The sequence below is a fragment of the Paracoccus shanxieyensis genome (genome assembly GCF_009711265.1).
Classification (GTDB): Bacteria; Pseudomonadota; Alphaproteobacteria; order Rhodobacterales; family Rhodobacteraceae; genus Paracoccus; species Paracoccus shanxieyensis.
In genome coordinates, this window is the sequence record NZ_WMII01000005.1 from 75,349 (window position 1) to 89,393 (window position 14,045).

13 protein-coding genes are annotated in these 14,045 nt (G+C 65.7%); 5 read left to right on the forward strand and 8 right to left on the reverse strand.

Annotation, left to right across the window (positions count from 1 at the left end):
- Window positions 1-121: 121 nt before the first annotated feature.
- Window positions 122-811 (forward strand): GntR family transcriptional regulator, encoded by a 690-nt coding sequence (locus GL284_RS06885; RefSeq protein ID WP_155043860.1) that lies wholly within the window; start codon window positions 122-124, stop codon window positions 809-811.
- On the forward strand, window positions 808-1,479 hold the full coding sequence (locus GL284_RS06890; RefSeq protein WP_155043861.1) for a GntR family transcriptional regulator: 672 nt from the start codon (window positions 808-810) through the stop codon (window positions 1,477-1,479). Before GL284_RS06885 ends, GL284_RS06890 begins: the two co-directional genes overlap by 4 nt.
- An 18-nt stretch (window positions 1,480-1,497) precedes the next feature.
- Here the strand turns inward: GL284_RS06890 and GL284_RS06895 are convergent, their stop codons facing one another.
- The 7 genes from GL284_RS06895 to GL284_RS06925 all read right to left on the reverse strand — a co-directional run bounded on the left by GL284_RS06895 (window position 1,498) and on the right by GL284_RS06925 (window position 10,616).
- Complete coding sequence (locus GL284_RS06895) at window positions 1,498-3,780, reverse strand: FdhF/YdeP family oxidoreductase (protein WP_155043862.1); 2,283 nt, start codon at window positions 3,778-3,780, stop codon at window positions 1,498-1,500.
- On the reverse strand, window positions 3,777-4,853 hold the full coding sequence (locus GL284_RS06900; protein ID WP_155043863.1) for a catalase family protein: 1,077 nt from the start codon (window positions 4,851-4,853) through the stop codon (window positions 3,777-3,779). The genes GL284_RS06895 and GL284_RS06900 overlap by 4 nt, the downstream gene beginning before the upstream one ends.
- A 622-nt stretch (window positions 4,854-5,475) precedes the next feature.
- A complete protein-coding gene (locus GL284_RS06905) occupies window positions 5,476-6,693 on the reverse strand; it encodes an acyl-CoA dehydrogenase family protein (RefSeq protein ID WP_155043864.1) in 1,218 nt (405 codons plus the stop codon).
- A gap of 4 nt (window positions 6,694-6,697) precedes the next feature.
- Window positions 6,698-8,047 (reverse strand): NtaA/DmoA family FMN-dependent monooxygenase, encoded by a 1,350-nt coding sequence (locus GL284_RS06910; RefSeq protein ID WP_155043865.1) that lies wholly within the window; start codon window positions 8,045-8,047, stop codon window positions 6,698-6,700.
- 3 nt (window positions 8,048-8,050) lie between these two features.
- Window positions 8,051-9,028: an NrtA/SsuA/CpmA family ABC transporter substrate-binding protein gene (locus GL284_RS06915; protein WP_155043866.1), complete on the reverse strand. Its 978-nt coding sequence runs from the start codon at window positions 9,026-9,028 to the stop codon at window positions 8,051-8,053.
- 72 nt (window positions 9,029-9,100) lie between these two features.
- Window positions 9,101-9,778: an ABC transporter ATP-binding protein gene (locus GL284_RS06920; RefSeq protein ID WP_230382942.1), complete on the reverse strand. Its 678-nt coding sequence runs from the start codon at window positions 9,776-9,778 to the stop codon at window positions 9,101-9,103.
- Window position 9,779: 1 nt separating this feature from the next.
- The gene (locus GL284_RS06925) at window positions 9,780-10,616 is read right to left on the reverse strand and encodes an ABC transporter permease subunit (RefSeq protein WP_341870298.1); all 837 of its coding nucleotides are present in this window, start codon (window positions 10,614-10,616) and stop codon (window positions 9,780-9,782) included.
- 262 nt (window positions 10,617-10,878) lie between these two features.
- On the opposite strand from GL284_RS06925, the gene GL284_RS06930 reads away from it, so the two are divergent.
- From GL284_RS06930 to GL284_RS06940, 3 genes are read left to right on the forward strand one after another with little or no spacing between them, the layout of a single operon-like run.
- A complete protein-coding gene (locus tag GL284_RS06930; RefSeq protein ID WP_341870297.1) occupies window positions 10,879-11,559 on the forward strand; it encodes a nitroreductase in 681 nt (226 codons plus the stop codon).
- Window positions 11,560-11,563: 4 nt separating this feature from the next.
- Window positions 11,564-12,712, forward strand: coding sequence for an AMP-binding protein (locus tag GL284_RS06935; RefSeq protein ID WP_155043868.1), 1,149 nt, complete (start codon window positions 11,564-11,566; stop codon window positions 12,710-12,712).
- Window positions 12,703-13,800 (forward strand): thiolase family protein, encoded by a 1,098-nt coding sequence (locus GL284_RS06940; protein WP_155043869.1) that lies wholly within the window; start codon window positions 12,703-12,705, stop codon window positions 13,798-13,800. The genes GL284_RS06935 and GL284_RS06940 overlap by 10 nt, the downstream gene beginning before the upstream one ends.
- Here GL284_RS06940 and GL284_RS06945 read toward each other — a convergent pair.
- Window positions 13,716-14,045, reverse strand: a complete 330-nt coding sequence (locus tag GL284_RS06945; RefSeq protein WP_425274188.1) for a DNA polymerase ligase N-terminal domain-containing protein — start codon at window positions 14,043-14,045, stop codon at window positions 13,716-13,718. The two genes, GL284_RS06940 and GL284_RS06945, sit on opposite strands and share 85 nt — an antisense overlap.

The window sequence follows — 14,045 nt, forward strand, 5'->3', positions numbered from 1 at the left end:
GATCAGCATGGCAGCCGATTTTCGCCAGATCAACAATGGATTCGTATTTCATCGGATGTTTTTTGTTTCACACGATGATAAGGCATGGGGACATGTCCGGAATGGCGGCGGGGGCAGGGTGATGAACGCAGCATTGCAAACGGCAGGATCGGCCGGGGAAACCGCCTATGGCCGGTTGCGCGGCGACATCATCCTTGGCCGTCTGGCACCGGGCACGCGGCTGCGGCTGGAACGGTTGCGCGACGACTATCAGGTGTCGGTCACCACCCTGCGCGAGGTTCTGGCGCGGCTGGCATCCGAGGGGCTGATCCTGTTCGAGGCACAGAAGGGCTTCGAGGTGACGCGCATTTCCGCCGAGGATCTGCGCGAGATCGCCGAGATGCGGGTGCTTCTGGAATGCCACGCCATCGGCATGGCCTTTGCCGCCGGTGATCTGGACTGGGAGGCCCGCGTCGTCGGCGCGCATCACAAGCTGTCGCGGATGGAAGGCCGGATGCTGGCAGGCGACCGCGCCGCCACCGCCGACTGGAAACGCTATGACCGCGAATTCCATGTCGCGCTGATCTCGGCCTGCGGCTCGGCGGAACTGCTGGCGGCGCATGACCGCATCATCGACCGCTTCCTGCGCTATCAGCTTTTGCTGGTGATCTTTCGCGGACAAGAGGCGGTGGGCGAACATGACGCGCTGCTGGCGGCGGCGCTTGCGCGCGACACCGACCGCGCCCGCGCCGTGCTGACCAAGCATATCTGCGCCTGCATCGACTATACCGTCGCGCGCGGCTTGCTGATCGACCGGGGGCAACCGGAATGAGCGGTGAAACCGTCGGGGCCAGCATCTATCAGCGTCTGCGCGGCGACATCATTCAGGGCCATCTGCGCCCCGGACAGAAGCTGCGGCTGGATCAGTTGCGCGGGGTCTATGCCGCCTCGGCCAGCACGCTGCGCGAGGCGCTGGCCCGGCTGGCCACCGACGGGTTCGTGCTGGCCGAGGGGCAGCGCGGCTTCGAGGTGGCGCCGATCTCGGCCAAGGGCCTGCACGAGATCGCCGATCTGCGGCTGCTGATCGAAGAGCACGCGCTGGCGCGCAGCTTTGCCCGGGGCACGCTGGACTGGGAATCGCGGGTCGTTGCTGCGCATCACAAACTGGACAGCCACGAGGAACATCTGGAAGCTGGCGACACCGCGCATATCGACCAGTGGCGGCAAAGCGACTGGCGCTTTCATCAGGAACTGATCTCGGCCTGCGGCTCATCCGTGCTGATCCATGCCCATGCCGAGATCTTTGACAAATACCTCCGCTATCAGATGATTGCGCTGGCCTTTCGTCCGGCGGCATCCCGGATCGAACATCAGGCGCTGTGCGATGCCGCGCTGGATCATGATGCCGAACGTGCCATCGGGATCTTGCGCGACCATCTGCGGCGCGGCGTGGAACATGTGCTGAAGCATGGCCGCGCCCCGGCGCTAGGGGTGGATTAGGCGGCGACCGGCGCGGGCTTACCCGATGGGCGCCATCCTTTCGATCCTGACCGGCACGCCCTTGTAAGCCGGAGTGCCGGATTGCAGGTCGTGGCTGCCCAACGCCACCAAGGGGTTCGTTTCCGGGTAATAGGCGGCAAGGCAACCGGGGGGCAGGTCATAGGGCACGATGCGCAGCCCATCGACCCGGCGCGGTATGTCATCGCCATAATCGGCGCAAAGGCTGATGCGGTCGCCCTTGGCCAGTCCCAGCAGGTGCATGTCATGACGTGAGATCATCAGGATCATCCGGTCGCCGCGCAACCCGCGCAGCCGGTCGTCATCGCCATAGATCGTCGTGTTGAACTGGTCGTTCGACCGCAGCGTGATCAGCGTGAACTGCCGCGCGCCCTGCAAGGCGGTCAGGGTCTCGGGGACCGCGAAACCGGCCTTGCCGCTGTCCGTCTGCCAGTCGCGCTGGCGGACCGGGTTGCCGCGATAAAAGCCGCCAGCCTTGAACAGCCGGGCGTTGAAATCGCTGAACTGGTCGGGATAGACCTTGGCGATCAGGTCGCGGATGCGGGCGTAATCCTGCACCCAGCCCGGCCAATCGACCTTTGGATTGTCGGGCAGCGTCGCCTGCGCGATCCCGGCGATGATCGCGGGCTCTGACAGCAACTGGTCACTGGCGGGCGCGCGCCGCCCCTGCGAGCCGTGGATGTGGCTAAGGCTGTCCTCCATGCTGACGGCCTGCGGCTTGCCGCCCTGCATGTCGCGTTCGGCCCGGACCAGACAGGGCAGCAGCCACGCGCCATCGCCCACCAGCACATGCGACCGGTTCAGCCGCGTGGCGATCTGCACGTTCAGCGCCAGACCCTGCCACAGCGGATCGGTGCGCGACTGGTCGGGAATGGCGCGCGCGAAATTCCCGCCCAGACTGACAAAACCGCGCAAGCGTCCATCCAGCAAAGCCTGCAGGACATGAACGGTGTTCCAGCCCGGATCGCGGGGCGGCGCGAAGTCGAAGATCCGGGCCAGCCGGTCCAGCGGCACCAGCTCGGGCTTTTCCGAGATGCCGACGGTGCGCTGGCCCTGCACATTGGAATGGCCGCGCACCGGGCAGATCCCCGCGCCGGGCCGCCCCATATTGCCACGCATCAGCAGCAGGTTGACCAGCATGGCGATGCTGTCGCTGCCATGCACATGCTGGGTCAGCCCCATGCCATAGACCGCGATGCAGCGCTCGGACCGGGCATAGATCCGGGCGACCTCGTGCAGATCGTCGCGGGTCAGGCCGCAGGCATGCTCGATCTGCGACCAGTCAAGCGCGCGGATATGACGCTCGAACGCGTCAAAGCCGGTGGTATGGGCGGCGACAAAGGCGCGGTCGATCAGCGGCGCCGTGTCGTCCATGTCGAACAGATGCTTTGCCAGACCGGCGATTGCGGCAATGTCGCTGCCCGGTCGCAATTGCAGATAGGGATGCGAGATCGTGGTGCCTTGCCCGCCCAGCATCTCGGCCGGGCTTTGCGGGTCCAGAAACTGGATCAGCCCGCGTTCCCGCACAGGATTGAAGGTGACGATCCGGCAGCCGCGCTGCACGGCGTCCTGAATGGGGTGCAGAAAGCGCGGGCTGTTCGTGCCGGTGTTCTGGCCAAAGAACAGGATCAGATCGCAGCTTTCAAAGTCCTGCAGCACGCAGGTCCCGACGGGCGAGCCGATGGCCTTCTTCAAGGCCACGCTGGTCGTCTCATGGCACATGTTCGAGCTGTCGGACAGGTTGTTATGCCCGTAAAGCCGCGCGAACAGCCCATAGAGAAACGAGGTCTCAAGACTGGCCCGGCCCGAGGCGTAGAACGCGGTCGAGCCCGGATCCAGCGCCTGCAGCTTTGATCCGATGGCTTGGAATGCCGCGTCCCAGCTGGTCGGGACGTAACGGTCGGTCTGGGCGTCATACCGCATGGGATGGGTCAGGCGACCCTGCGCCTCAAGGTCGTAATCCGACCAGTCGCGCAATTCGGCGACGCGATGGGCGGCAAAGAAATCCGGCCCGCAGCGCCTGCGGGTCAGATCCCAGATCGTGGCCTTGGCGCCGTTTTCGCAGAATTCGGCCAGATGCGGGTCTGGCGGTTTCGCCCATGCGCATGAGGTGCACATATGCCCGCCGGGCTTGTTCTGGCGCCTGAGCGTCGCCAATGTGCCCAGCGACATGCCGTCCTGCACCGCATGGCGGGCCACGCTTTTCAGCGATCCCCAGCCACCGCTGGGTCGGGCGTAAAAGGGCGTCGTCGGATCCTGCTCGCGCGCGGGCCGGTCGGTCATTCCGCCATGTCCAGATCGTGGATCGGGCAGCGGTTGAAGCGGGCGCGGAACTGCGCCGATTGTTCATAGGGCAGGCGGCGGGCGCGGTTCACACCGCCCAGCGGGCGATGCGCCTGCAATCCGTTCCACGGGCTGAAGCGCATCCCCAGATCCACCTGATCGACCTGCGCCGGATCCAAGCTGTCCTGACGCGGCACCCGCAGCGTGGCGACCTGCGCGAAGGGGGCCTCATCCTCGTCCCAGATCTGGCTCGCATCCTCGATGGGTTGGCAGACGAGGTCGCGGGCCAGCTGCACCTCGAAGGCCCATTCCGCATCGAACCCCGCCATCGAGGCGCGGACATGCGCCCGGATCGGGCTGTCGCCGTCGCTGGTGTCGATCTTCTTGCCGGTCAGTTCTGTCAGATCGGCCGAAAGCGGCCGCAGCCGGAACTTCGCAACATGGTCGCCATAGCGGAAGGGCGTCGCGCTGAAATAGGTCTGGCCCAGCGGATGCACCTGCGGCGCGCCGCCGATCCCGGCAAGCGAGGCGCTTTCCGCCCCGACCCGGCCCAGTGCCGCATTCACCGTCTGCAGGATCTTTGACAGCAGCACCTTGCCGCCTTCGGCGCGGTCCGTCGTCGCGGCCAGCAGCTTCAGCTGCCGGGCAAAATCATGCGCGGTCGCCACGGCAAAGGCGGGGCCGTCGATCATCAGGAAGTCTTGCGCCTGCCCGATCGCACCATCCAGACGCGGGCCGCGCGCCTCCTCGACCTTCAGCGCGATGCCACGCGGAAGCGAGATCTTGTCGCTGAGCAGATCGCCCGGATTGGTCGAGACGCGCAGCCATGCGGGATGCGTGCCGGGCGTGGCAAACAGTCCCTGCCGCAGTTCCGCGGGCAAGCCCTCATGCACCTGCAGCGTCCCTTGCAGCACGGCATGCGCCTTGGCATGGACCGAGCGCACCGCATGGCCATAGTCGCGCGCCGTGGTCCGCAGGATATGGTCGAAGCTGTCCAGAAGAGACCGAACGGTGGCGGCTTCATCGCTGTCGATGGTTTCAAGATCGTCGGTATAGCGGACTGGCGCGGGCATCGGCTCTCCGATCATGCTGGCTGCAGGGCTTGGGCGATCTTGCCGCGCAGGGCGTCAGGCCACCTTGGGAAAACAACCGCGCCAGCAAGCGGGTTCCGGGTGATGTTTGTTAGTCGGGAGTGGGGCGCTTCAATCGGACGACGACTGATAGCGCGGGCATATCGCGGGACGCTTTATTTGCGGATCATCGCCCGGATGATCTGGCGCGCGTCTGCGGCGTCCTTCCTCAAGGCTTCGATCTCGGATTCTGTCAACTGGTTTGAATTTTGTGAGATATCGCGCTGCGGACCTTCCGAGCGCGGCAAAGCCTGCGGCAGATAGGCCGATTTCGGGGATCCATGTTTCTCACAAGGGCCGTACATCTTTCAGGCGTATTCTGGCGCGATACGTTATAACCGTCAACGCGACGCTGGATTGTCTTACGACACCGTTGGCAGCCGGGAAAGGGTTTGCCCTGTGTCAGCCTGTCGAGGAGGGGAGTCGTCCTGTCGCACCCGATATCAGCAATGTCTTGCAAAGCAGCTGCCAAACCAGATGCTCAATGACAGCGCCCGTGGCAGACCCGGTGATTTATCCCAAGTCCCCAGCCCCGGTCCGCAAACGCCCCCCCATATCGCCCTTTTCAGAAAAACGCGCCGGTCGGGGGCAGGGCGCCGTTCAGGTAGTGGTCGCCGATGATGCGCTCTTTGTAGATGCGCGGGTTGTGCGCCGCGATCACCTTGATATTGCGCCAATGCCGGTCCAACGCGCGCGAGGCCGACACCCCGCTGCCCGAGGACACGTCGATCAGCAGGCTGGCAAGCTGGGCTGCGGTTTCGTCGACCACGACCTTTGCCTCGGCCGCGGCGATGCTGGCGGCAACCGACAGGCGCTGCGCATCGGGGGTCGCGGCCTTTTGCCATGCAAGGTCCAGCGCCTGCACGGCGCGGTCGGTCACGGCGAGGATGGCGGCACGATAGCCTGCGATGCGGCCGATCACCGCCTGCAATTCGGGCTCATCCGCGGGGCGCTCGGCCAGCGCGTGATAGAAGTTGCGGCTGCGGCCCCGGACCAGGTTCAGCGCATCCAGCAGCACGCGGTTGACGATCCCCGAGATCACCGTGGTCAGATAGATCTGATGAAAGGTGTAATGGTAAAGATAGGGCGCGTCGGGATCGGCCGCGGGCAGGTCGAACAGATCTTCGGGGCGGATCGCCACGCGGTCGAAGACCGTCCTGCCCGAGCCGGTCAGCCTTTGGCCAAAGCCGTCCCAGTCATCTTCCAGCACGACACCGGGGGCGGTCGTCGGAATAAAGAACTGCCGCACCGCGCCGTGCGGATCGATGGCAGAGGCGAACAGATGGTCGGCATAGATATTGCCGGTCGAATAGATCTTGGTGCCTGACACCCGGTAGCCGTCGCCGTCAGGTTCCAGCACCGCCGCCGGGATCTGGCTGCGCCCGCCTGCGGCACTGGTGGTCTGTTCCGAAAACGCCACGCCGAACATGCGATTGGCCCGCGCCAGGTCCAGCACATGTCGGGAAAAGCCGTGGTTTTCGGTTTTCAGATGATGCTCGACCGCGAAAAAGTGGTTGCGGAAGACATGCGCGATATTGGGATCGGCCGTCGCCAGATCGCGGGCCAGCGCGAAAAGCTCGGGCAGGGTCGTGCCGTTCAGGCGCAGGGCGGCAAAGCCGCGCCGCTTCAGTTCGGCGGTTTCGTCAAAGATCGGGCGGCGGGCAACATCCCGCGCCGCCGCACCATCGGCGAAGTCCTGAAACAGCGCGTCAAAGCCCAGCCGCCGCGTGACGGGGGCCCAGTCTGGCGTGGTCACGCCGGTGATGAAATTCGTGTGTCGCATGGCCTTAGTCCCTTGTTCCGGTGCGGCGCGTGGCCAGATCGCGCGGGTCTGTATAGCGCGCCAGCCCCAGATGATCGCGCAGCGTGCGGCCTTCGTAGCGGGTGCGGAACCGGCCGCGCTTTTGCAAGATCGGGATCAGGTGATCCACGATGTCCTCAAGCCCCGAGGTCTGCACGTCGATGTTCAGGTTGAAGCCATCCGCCGCATCGCCGTCGATCCAGCGCAGAATGTCGTCGGCCACCTGTTCGGGCGTGCCGACCACCATCCGGTGCCCGCCGATGATATTGGACAGCGCCGCCTGCCGCGCCGTCCAGTTCGCGGGCCGGGCTTCGGACAGGATCTGCGCCCGTGGCCAGCGCGAGGCGATGGGCACATTGGGCTCGGCCCGGTCGATCAGATCGAAGGGCAGCACCCGATCCAGCGGAATGTCATCCGGCGTCAGCCCGAAATGCCGCGCCAGTTCGCCATGCAGAAAACCGATATCCAGCCCGGCATCCAGATCGGCCTTGCGGCGCTGCGCCTCGGCCTCGGTGCTGCCAAGGATCGGGAACAGGCCGGGCATGACCAGCAGTTGCGACGGATCGCGGCCATTGGCGCGGGCCAGCGCCTTGACATCGGCGAAGAATTTCTGCCCGCCTTGCAGCGTGCGCTGCCCGGTGAACAGCGCATCGGCATAGCGCGCGCCAAAGGCCTTGCTGTCCTCGGACTGGCCAGCCTGAAAGATCACCGGACGGCCCTGCGGCGGCACGGTGGCCGACAGGCTGCCGCGCGCCCGGAAATGGCGCCCCTGCACGTCGATGGGGCGCAGGCGGCGTTCATCGACGAATACATCGCCACTGGCCACCACCGCATCCTGCGGCACGGAATCCCACAGCCCGGTGACGATCTCGGCGAATTCTCTGGCGCGCTGGTAACGCTCGTCCTGACTGAAGCCCTTGTCCAGACCGTAAGCGTCCAGCGCCACCGGCGTCTGGCTGGTGATGATGTTCCACGCCGCCCGCCCCTTCGAGATATGGTCCAGCGAGGCGATCTGGCGCGCCACCACATAGGGATGGCCGAAGATGGTCGAGGTCGTCGCCACCAGCCCGATATGGTCGGTCTGCTGCGACAGCCCCGACAGCAGCGTCACCGGATCCAGCGCGCGCCATGGCCGGGTAAAGCTTTCCTCGACCAGACCGCCGGGGCCGTCGGCCAGAAACAGCGCGTCGATCAGGCCGCGTTCTGCGACTTTGGCGATGCGGATGAAGGCGTCGATATCGGTCGAGAGCGTTGCTGCATCGGGCAGCGTCTTCCACGCGGCGTCGTGGCGGCCCGAGGCCAGCACGTTGACGCCAAGGCGGACAGGTCTGGCCATGGCTTACCCCCTTACAACATGGTCGGCGACCGTGATGCGGCCCGGCAGGATCTGCCGATCGGACAACCAGTCGGCGGCGCGCTGGAACTGGGCCAGGAATTCGGCGTCATCCGCCTGATAAAACAGGTTCTGGCGGTGATAGCCGATCAGGTGATCGCGCACGGCGTCACTATACTGACCCTCGGCCTGCGCGATGGTTTCGGCCTCGGTGGGATGTTCGCTGATCCATTTGCCTTCGTTGCGATAGGCCTCGATGGTCGCGCGCAGCAGATCGGCATTCTCGGTCGCGAAGTCGCGCGTCGTCACCAGACTGGAATAGTCGATCAGGAAATCCAGATCGGTGCCTTCAAAGAAGATGTCCTTGGCGTCGAACTGTTCGCGGGCGATGTCGACGGCAGGGGTCCACATCGACCACGCATCGACCTTGCCCTGACCAAAGGCCGGGGCGGCATCGGGCGGGTTCAGATAGACCACTGTCACATCGTTGCGGCCAAGGCCGTGCTTTTCCAGCGCCGCAATCAACAGGAACTCGCCCAGACCCGAGCGGTTGACGGCGATGCTTTTGCCGCGCAGATCGGCCACGCTGTCGATGCCGCTGTCTTTCTTGACGATGATCGCCGTCGAGCGCGGCTTGTAGACATTGAACTGCGTAAAGACCAGGGGCGAGCCGGCAAGGATCGCGGCCAGCGCCGGCGTGGTGCTGCCCCAGAAGCCGAAATCGGCGCTGCCGCCCACCACGGCCTGCAGCGATGGCGCGTGGTTCGGGAAGGGGCCGACCCATTCCACCTTGATGTCTTTTGCGGCCAGTTCCTTGGCGAATTCTCCGCGCTGCTTGGCAATCAGCGGCAGACCGCCCCGGCCCCAGCCAAGGCGCACGGTATCGGTCGTGCGCGCCCGTGCGGTCAGCGGCGGCAGGCCGACAAGCGCCGCCGCGCCGAACGCGGCGGTCGCCTGAAGAAGATTGCGTCTGTTGATCGTCATGTCCGTCTCCGCAAGGCAAGGCTGCGCCATTCGGGCAAGCCCGTGTTTTGAAAAAGGGGGTGTGGGTCGGCGTCAGGCGGCGCGGGTGTCGCTTTCGACGCCAAGTTCCTTCAGCAGAACCTCGCGCAGGCCGGTGCTGCCCCTGACCTGATACGAGGCGGCGATCCGCCCGGCCCGCATCACCAGAATACGGTCGGCAATCGCCACGGCTTCGTCCACATCATGCGTCACCAGCAGTACGCCGGGCCGGTGCAGTGCGACCAGTTCGCGGATCAGCACATGCATCTTGATGCGGGTCAGCGCATCCAGCGCGGCAAAGGGTTCATCCAGCAGCAAGAGCTTCGGTTCCCTGACCAGAGCCCGCGCCAAGGCGACCCGCTGCGCCTGCCCGCCCGAGAGGTTGCGCGGCCAGTCCTCTTCGCGTCCGGCAAGGCCAACCTCGCCCAGCACGGCCACGGCGGCCTTGCGGCCCTCGGGCGTTTCGATGCCCAAGGCCACGTTCTGCCACAGCGGCGTCCATGGCAGCAGGCGGTGTTCCTGAAAGACGACCGCGGGCTTGCCCGGCGCGTCGATATGGCCGCCGTCAATCGGGTCCAGCCCGGCCAGCGCCCGCAGCAGCGTGGTCTTGCCACAACCGCTTTCGCCCAGCAGCGCCACGAATTCGCCTTCGTCGATGCGCAGGTCAAGGTTGTCGATCACCACACGGTCGCCATACTGGCGGCGCAGGCCGCGCACGAAAACAGCGCTCATCTTATGCCTCCTTGGCATAGTTGGGATGCCAGCGCAGCAGCCGACGCTCCAGCAGCCGGGCCAGGCTGTCGGCGCCGACGCCGATCGCGGCATAGATCAGGATGGTCAGCACGATGACATTGGTTTGCAAAAATTCCCGCGCATCCATCGCCAGAAAGCCGATGCCCCGCGTGGTCGCGACGGTTTCGGCGATCACCAGCGCCAGCCATGCCACCGCCAGCGCATAGCGCACCCCGGTCAGGATCGACGGCATCGCGCCCGGCAGGATGATCCGGCGGATCGTGGCGTTCCACGACAGCCCGGTCACGCGCGCCAGTTCCAGCAGCTTCGGATCCACCTGACGAATGCCCAGCACGGTGTTGATATAGATGGGAAACATCACCGCCAGCGAAACCATGAAGATCTTGCCCGTCTCATCCACGCCGAACCAGACGATCACCAGCGGCAGCATGGCCAGAAACGGAATGGCACGGATCATCTGGATAGAGCGGTCCAGCACCGCCTCGGCCAGCCGTGAAAAGCCGACCAGCACACCCAGCGCGAACCCGATGCCGCCGCCGATGGCAAAGCCCACGGCGGCCCGCGCAAGGCTGGCGCCCAGATGCTGGAACAATGACCCATTCGCCAGCAAGCGCCAGCCGGTCGCGGCGACGGCGCTGGGGGCGGGCAGCACCTGCGGCGAAATCAGGCCCAGCCGGGATGCGGCCTCCCAGATCAGCAGAAAGCCGACCGGCGCCAGCCATGAGATGACGTTCAGCTGCACTAAGGTCAGCTTCGTCTTTTCGCGCTTGCGCGGCGCGGCGGTCAGCACCCTGTGTTCCGTAAGCTGAATGGTCACAACATCCGTTCCTTCCCGACGCCTGTATTACACGACTGATCTTATCGTTTTAAGAAATCACAGTTCTGCGCCGTTCGCGATTCTCTATTGCGGCGGGAAAGCAGTCGAAATCTTCTGCGCTGCCGAAGGTGCGGGGAACAGTTCTGGCGTTGCACCGCGCGAACCGACAGAACGCGGCGTCTGGACATCGCGGCTTTCGGGACGGTAGCATCCGCCACCCCAGATCCGGACAAAACTCCGGGAAAAAGCAGACATATCGCCCGTGCAGAACCCGATCCCAGACCTTCTTGAGCAGCGCAGATCCTGCCGCGCGTTCCTGTCCGATCCGGTCCCTCTGGCCGATCTTGAACGCATCCTGTCAGCGGCGCGGCGGGCGCCAAGCGGTGCGAACCTGCAGCCCGGCCGCTTTCATGTCCTGACCCAGGAACCGCTGGCCCTGTTGCGCGACACCCTGTCCGGCGTGGCGCATCAGCCGCCCGAGCCCGGCGAATACAGCTATTTTCCCCAGCCCCTGCCGCCGGTCCTGCGCGCGCGGCAACATGCGGCGGGCCATGCGCTGTATCGCACCCTTGGCATCGAGCGGCGCGACTTTGCCGGAAGGCAGGCGCAGTTCGCCAGAAACTATGCCTTTTTCGACGCCCCGGTCGGCATCGTCGTCACCATCGACAAGGGGCTTGGCGCGGGCTGTTTCATGGATCTGGGCATGTGCCTGATGGCCTTGATGCTTCAGGCGGATAGCATGGGCTATGGCACTTGCGGCATTGGCGCCTTGGCAAATCATGGCCGTCTGACCCACCGCACGCTTGGCCTGCCCGAGTCCGAGATCGTGGTCTGCGGCATCGCGCTGGGGCGGCCCGACCGGCAGGCGGCCGTCAACGGCCTGCGCACCCAGCGGGCCGAACTGGCGGAATACGCCACATTCCGGGGCTTTGGGAAGGGCTAAGCCGATGGCCGCCGCACAGATCTATCTGGGAAAGACCCGGGTTCTGCCCGACACCGCCGGTCCGGGCGCGGCGGCATTGCGGACGCTGCTGGCATGTCTGGACAAGGACGCGGCGTTTCGCGTCCAGCCGGACGCGCCCTTCATCCGCAAGCTGAAGGGCACGCCCGCCATCGAATGCTGCACCTCGGGCAGTTCCGGTCAGCCTAAGATCATCCGGCGCAGCCTGCAATCCTGGCGGCTGAGCTTTGCCGTCAACCGAGATCTGTTCGGCTTTTCCGTGGTGGACCGGGCGGCGGTCTTTGGTGCGCTCAGCCATTCGCTGACGGTCTATGGCATTGCCGAGGCGTCGCATTGCGGCATGGGGCTGCATGTTCTGCACGGGCTTCGCCCCAGAACCCAGCTTGACCAGATCCGCCAGCATCAGATCAGCGTGCTTTACGCAACGCCCACGCAGTTGCGGATGCTGTCCGGGGCTTCGGCCCCCGGCGTGCGTCTTGTGCTGTGCGGTGGCGGCGCGCTGGACGCTGCGACAGATGCGCAGGTGCGGCAGATGTTTCCCCGTGCGGATCTGCGGGCGTTTTACGGCGCCTCGGAGACAAGCTTCATCACCCTGACAGATGCGCAGACGCCTGCCGGTTCGGTCGGGCGCGCCTATCCCGGTGTCACGCTGCAGATCCGCGCCCGGCAGGGCGACGCGGGCGAAGTCTGGGTGAAAAGCCCCTATCTGTTCGACCGCTATGTGCAGGGGGACAGCCGCGCCACCCGCCGCGACGGCGAATACATGACCGTCGGAGAAATCGGGCGGCTGGACGCACAGGGCTGTCTTTTCCTGCTGGGCCGGCAGGACAGAATGGTCACCATCGCCGATCGGAACGTGCATCCCGAGGCGCTGGAGCAGCTTCTGGCGGGCCTGCTGCCCGACCGGCTTTGCGTCGTCACGACCGTGCCCGACGATCAGCGCGGGCATGTTCTGATGGCCTATATCGAAACGGGCGACGCGGCCCCGGAGGAAGGCTGGCTGCGCCGACAGATCCTGTCCGGTCTGGGCGCGGCGATGGTCCCGCGCAAGATCATCTGGGTAGATCGCCTGCCGGTCCTGCCCTCGGGCAAGCCCGATCTGTCGCGGCTGTCGCGGGTCTGTCCATGGCCCTGATCCTTGCCGCGCGCCGCACCGCCGTCATGCCCAGCGGCGGCGCGTTTTCCGACCTGCACCCGCATCAGCTTGCCGCGCCGGTCATCCATGCGCTGTTGCGCGATGCCGGGCTGCGCCCCGTCGATATCGGACAACTGATCCTGTCGAACGCGCTGGGGGGCGGCGGCAATCCGGCCCGCATGGCGGCACTGTTTGCAGGTCTGGGGCATGTCTCCGGCATCAGCATCGACGCCCAATGCGCAGGCGGTCTGGATGCCGTCGCGATGGCCGTGGCCTATGTCGATGCGGGTCTGGCCCCGGCCGTCATCGCGGGCGGCAGCGAAAGCTTTTCCCAGCGCCCGCTGCGGGCCCGGCGCGCCGCGGATGGCGGGCCCGAATTCTATACCCAGCCCCCGTTCAGCCCGTTTCCGGGCCAGAACCCGGATATGGCCGATGCGGCCGATGCGCTGGCAAGATCGCTGCAGATCTCGCGCGACGAACAGGACGCTTTTGCGGTCGAAAGCCATCGCAAGGCGCTGGCCGCGGAAACTGCCCTGCGCCCCGAGATTGTGCCTTTGCTTGGTCAGGACCGGGACGCATTCGCCCGTCCGTTGCGCCAGCAGGTCGCCCGCCGGTCGAAAATCGTCAGCGGCTCGGTCAGCGTGGCGGCGACGGCCATCGAGGCGGATGGCGCGGCATTTTGCCTTGTCGTATCGGACAGGCTTGCCCGGGGGGCCAAGCGCGCCGTGACCATGCGTGCCCATGCCTCGGTCGGTGGCGACCCGATGCTGCCGGGGATCGCGCCGGTCCGGGCGATCCAGCAGGCGCTGGCGAAATCGGCTTTGACGCCGGGCGATCTGTCCGTCACCGAGCTGATGGAGGCTTACGCCGTGCAGGCCATCGCCTGCCTGCGCATGGCCGGTCTGGCGGAAAGCCGCACCAATCTGTCCGGCGGCGCGCTGGCACGCGGCCATCCGATCGGCGCGTCCGGCGCCATTCTGGTATGCCGCGCGTTTCACGAGCTTCAGCGGCATCCCGGCAACGCGCTCTGCGCAATTGCCGCCGCCGGAGGCATCGGCTCGGCCATGGTCCTGGGTTCGGTGGGCTGAGATGGGGTCAGCGGGTAATCCTCGACATGCACGGCCAGCCGCTTTTCGCCTGCGATCAGGCTGGGGCCGCGCGTGACGGCCCAGCTTTTCAGCACGCCGTCCATCTCAAGGCGAAAGTCGTAATGCAGGCGGCGGGCAGCGTGCTTCTGGATGACGAAGCTGTTGCCCTTCTTGCGCGACTTCCGGCCCTTCGGCTCGGATGTCGCCCTGAAGTCCCGCATCTTGCGATAGGTCTCCAGCGACAT